The 4,174-nt window shown below is 41.6% G+C and carries 2 protein-coding genes; both read right to left on the reverse strand.

The features are described 5' to 3' along the window. On the reverse strand, positions 1-1,911 hold a 1,911-nt coding region (locus PI95_RS34750; RefSeq protein ID WP_163519477.1), incomplete at its 3' end, for a protein phosphatase 2C domain-containing protein. Positions 1,912-2,676: 765 nt separating this feature from the next. Next, positions 2,677-3,999, reverse strand: a complete 1,323-nt coding sequence (locus PI95_RS34755) for an esterase-like activity of phytase family protein (RefSeq protein ID WP_236117338.1) — start codon at positions 3,997-3,999, stop codon at positions 2,677-2,679. Positions 4,000-4,174: the final 175 nt, after the last annotated feature.

The following is a 4,174-nucleotide window of genomic DNA, read 5'->3' on the forward strand; positions in this document are numbered from 1 at the left end:
ATCTAAATTAGAAAGCGATACTTGCCCAGGTACAGTGACAACACTCGGATCTGTGCCTTCTGGCTGAGTTGGAGGAGTGCCAATATTTGGAGTTAATGGCAATTGCGATCGCATCGCCCAGTAGCCCAAAAAACCGACTCCCGTAATTAATAATAAGAGAATTCCCAACTGTAACGGCACTTTTAAGGGTGTCGCTGGCTTTGTTTCTGGAATTACTTGCGTTTTTTGGTTGGGACTGCTTGAGGCAGTGTTTTGAATTATTGTGGGCGCGTAATCAGAAGCTTTAATTGGTGAAGGTTCTGGAATGACTGCTGTCAAGTTTGACTTTGGTTCAGAATATTTGACTTGACAATGTACTAAAGCTATGGTTACATTATCGTGTCCATTTTTGGTGTTAGCAATTTCGACTAGCCTATTAGCGACTTTGACAACATCTGTCTCGCCAGTGAGAATCGGCAAGATTTCTGTTTCCCAATATTCATCAACTCGGTCAAAGTCGCTTAAACCATCAGAACACAGCAGGAAAATCGAATCTTCGTCCAGGATAAACCGCTGTGCCGTAGGATGCAATGAAATACTGGGACTCATTCCTAAAGCCTGCACCAGAGAACCAGAGGAACTTTGTTGCACAGCCTCACGGTAAATAGCATAGCCTAGCCGCACTTCACGCGAGGCGACATCATCATCAAGGGTAACTTGATAACAGCCGTGGCGTGTAATCCAGTAGGCGCGGCTGTCACCAACGTGGGTAATATACATTTCATGGGCAATAGGCAACGCCATCACCAGAGTTGTACCCATGCGCTGACGCCCTTGGCGATTTTCGCTGTCGTTGCGCTGACTAATTTTATCATTAGCTACTGCTGCTGCCTGTTCTAAGTCTGTCAGCAGATTTGCCGCTACTATGTGGTCGGGAGGAAGTTTGGTGAGATGCTGTACTTGCTGCTGAATCGTTTCAATTGCTAAATGTGATGCGACATTACCACCTTCGTGTCCGCCGATACCATCACAGACAATAGCTAAAGCTGTGGAGTGAGGGGGTTTGCTTAAAAGAGTTCCTGCGTCCGGATAACACGCATCTTCGTTGCGTTGGCGGCTGGGACCTGTTTCGGTTTTGGTGATAATGTTAATCGTAGGTGTTTGTGTTTTGCCTACGTCTGCCAGTCCTTTATCTAAAACTTCTATTAAATGTTCAGAGGAGTTTATTTCTCCTGAAATCAAAGAACGACAAATTTGATTTATTAATTCGGCGATCGCACTTTTTGCCTCAAGGCATAACTGCTGCCAAAATTCACCCAATTCAGATAACTCTGGTGTTGTTGAATCTACTTTCAATTCCAACAAACGCACTAACGAGCCTTCTACCCGTAATAAATTAGGATCGAGTAAGCTAGAGGCAACACCCTCACTCGCTAGAGGTTGCCAAAGTTGAGCGATTTGCCACAGCCAATTGAGTTGCTTCATCGATGTGGCATGACTCCAAGCAGTAATTAAATCGTTGTAGAGTTGTACTTGGTTGGTGCTGTTATTGGTGAAGAGCGGCGGTTTTTCTAAAAGTATTATTTCCCGCGCTTGCTGGTTATTAGCTAGCTGTAGCAGTCCATATACCTGCGGAACGTGTAACCGGTAGGGAATTAGTCGCAGATAAGGTCTGATTGACTGTAAATTTTCTAACCCTGCAGTTTCATGTGCAAAAGCGGGTTTAGTATCTAAAAGAACTGATTGGCTGATGACTAAATAGCGATCGGCTAATATTTCTCCGGAGTTACCCACACTTTCCCCATCTCCCACCACCCAGAGGTAACGCTTCGGTAAGGGTGTCCGGCATTGCTGACAAAACTTATGGGTTAAGGGGTTGGGCGTCTGACAAAGTTCATTTGGGCAATACAGCCTTGCCGCGTCATTTTCCATAATTTTCGCACCGATCAGCGATTAGCAATTTCCACACAACAGCAGTGACAGCGGCAGTCTAGACCGCTCATGTTTTAACTTGACTTATAGGAATGAATGAATCATCCTTTGCCAGCGCGGCAGCCAGCAGGTGCTAATAGTTATTTATCAACTTTATCAACTTTCCCAACTAACATGCTCCTATGTAAACCCTACAGCCCGATCATAGCTTCTCTGCTCTGTTACTCTTTGTCACCAAAGCATCGATTAACAACAGACCTGTTACCAAATCATAACCCCACCAGAACATGCTGTTTGCTTTTGATGAATTATCTCATCAGCAAAAGGCAGATAATGCTGGTATTTTTATAGTTTATAAGTAGGTTGACATAAATTAACCGTAAATTTTGCCTAAAGATAACGAATTGTTAGGCACTAATTGCTACTGGCTTCATGTTCATGGCAATCAGTCCGGATGCGACACTCAAAAATTGGGTTTATTACCACTTACACTACTTGCGCCTAGCAGATTGGTACATTGAATTCAATCAAACTGTAATCAAAATTAATAACATTCTCTTGAAGATAAAAATATTGTCCTCAAGGCTAGAAAATAAGAAAATAGATTGTCCAATACGAATATTGTCTGTGAAAATTATGTGTAAATATTGTAAAATACTTTATCAATATTGCCAAGTCAATTTTCTCAAAATAAAAATATAGATAATTTATCTATATTTTCAAAGACTTAATATCTGTATTTTTCCCCAAATTTGATAATGAAACTTAATATTCTTGACTTTTAAGTAAATTTAAGGGTTTATCTAATCTAATTTTTATGAATTCAGTATTATCGGCTTGCCCTGGATAACGACCAATGGTATCAGCATAATTGTTATCGTTGACCGCCAGCAATGTTCTGGCATCTATAGGCAAAACGTTTTCGATTGTCACAAAAGGAAATGCAAATATACTATTTTGGGTAAGGTTCCCAGCAATACCTTTTTTGTCGGATATTTTCAGCAAATCTACTAGTAATTCTTTTTGAACAAAACCCTGTTTATCTAGATTGGTGATATTAATTTTATAAAGGCGTTTGAATTGAGCAGGTGTTTTAAAAGCTGGATTATTAGGGTCGCCTTGCTTATTATCGCGTTCGATGACAATAAATTCGTTGTCGTTAATCGCAGTTAAATCACCAATTGCGTAATTGGGGTTTTCTAACTTATAGGAAAAAACTTTACCTGTGTACTGTTTGGTTGCTAAATCAAATTCATTAATTAACAAGCGCGATCGCGATCGCACAATATCATCCTTTAATGCCCCTTCCAGCATCGCATAAAGCTTTGTGCCGCTGCCGTTAAGCGCCAAGCCTTCAAACCCCTTAGAACCGCCAAGATTAGCGGCTGCAATTCGGGCAGTATCATCAGGTAAATTGGCGAATTCTGGATTATCTGGAGATTTAACAAAATTTAACTTACCGATCGCTCTTAAGTTCGGTAAAGGAATCGGAGAATCCAGCAATTCACCATTTTGTCCTACGTGTAGCAAAAACGGACCAAACTCATCTCCTATCCAGTATGTGCCATCACTGACTCGGCGGAAGGATTCTGTATCAAAATCTCCTCCTGTCAGCAAGCGATTTTTAGCTATTTCGCGACTGACGGGAATGCTACTACCTGGATAAAGTTTCTGTGAAGCGATTATCGGGAAGTTAGCTAAATTTCTTTTATCATTTAGTTCTAGAAAACTTTCGCGGTTAAAGCTTTTAAGTCTTTCACCAGTTTGGAAATTAACTGGGAAAACTTGACCCGTGGTAAAATCCGGTTCTAGTGCGTAAATACGCAGCACGTTGTCAGGTGAATTCGCTTTTGAACCGAAACCGTTATCGGAAATTACTAGATAAGTGCCGACTTTTGGTCCTGGTATGACAGCGGAAAATCCCTGCACGGGTTGTGCATTGATAAAAGGAACGGTGCGATTTGTTTTCTTGAATTGACCTGTGGTTGAACCAAAAGCAAAAGTATCGGCAGGTAAAACTGCACGTCCTACCAGTTCGGCGGCTAGTGCCTGAAAGTTGAGTAACACTGGCAAAATAAGAGCAGGCATAAAGATGAGCCTGCTTGCCAAAAATTTAGTCATTAGATAAAACGGGGAAACAAGAGGGGGAAAGGGGAAGGGGGAAGGGGGTTTCACACTCATGTAGACAAAAATGGACAGGCTTGTTTTAAAGATCCTCAACACGATAGCGAGTCACAAAGGATGTTCGCGCTTCGCGTCTTTG

This window comes from Hassallia byssoidea VB512170, assembly GCF_000817785.2.
Classification (GTDB): Bacteria; Cyanobacteriota; Cyanobacteriia; order Cyanobacteriales; family Nostocaceae; genus Hassallia; species Hassallia carrinoi.

Bases quoted from the DNA above. Each gene is read 5' to 3' on its own strand.
- PI95_RS34755 (WP_236117338.1), bottom strand. From the start codon at position 3,999: ATGCCTGCTCTTATTTTGCCAGTGTTACTCAACTTTCAGGCACTAGCC.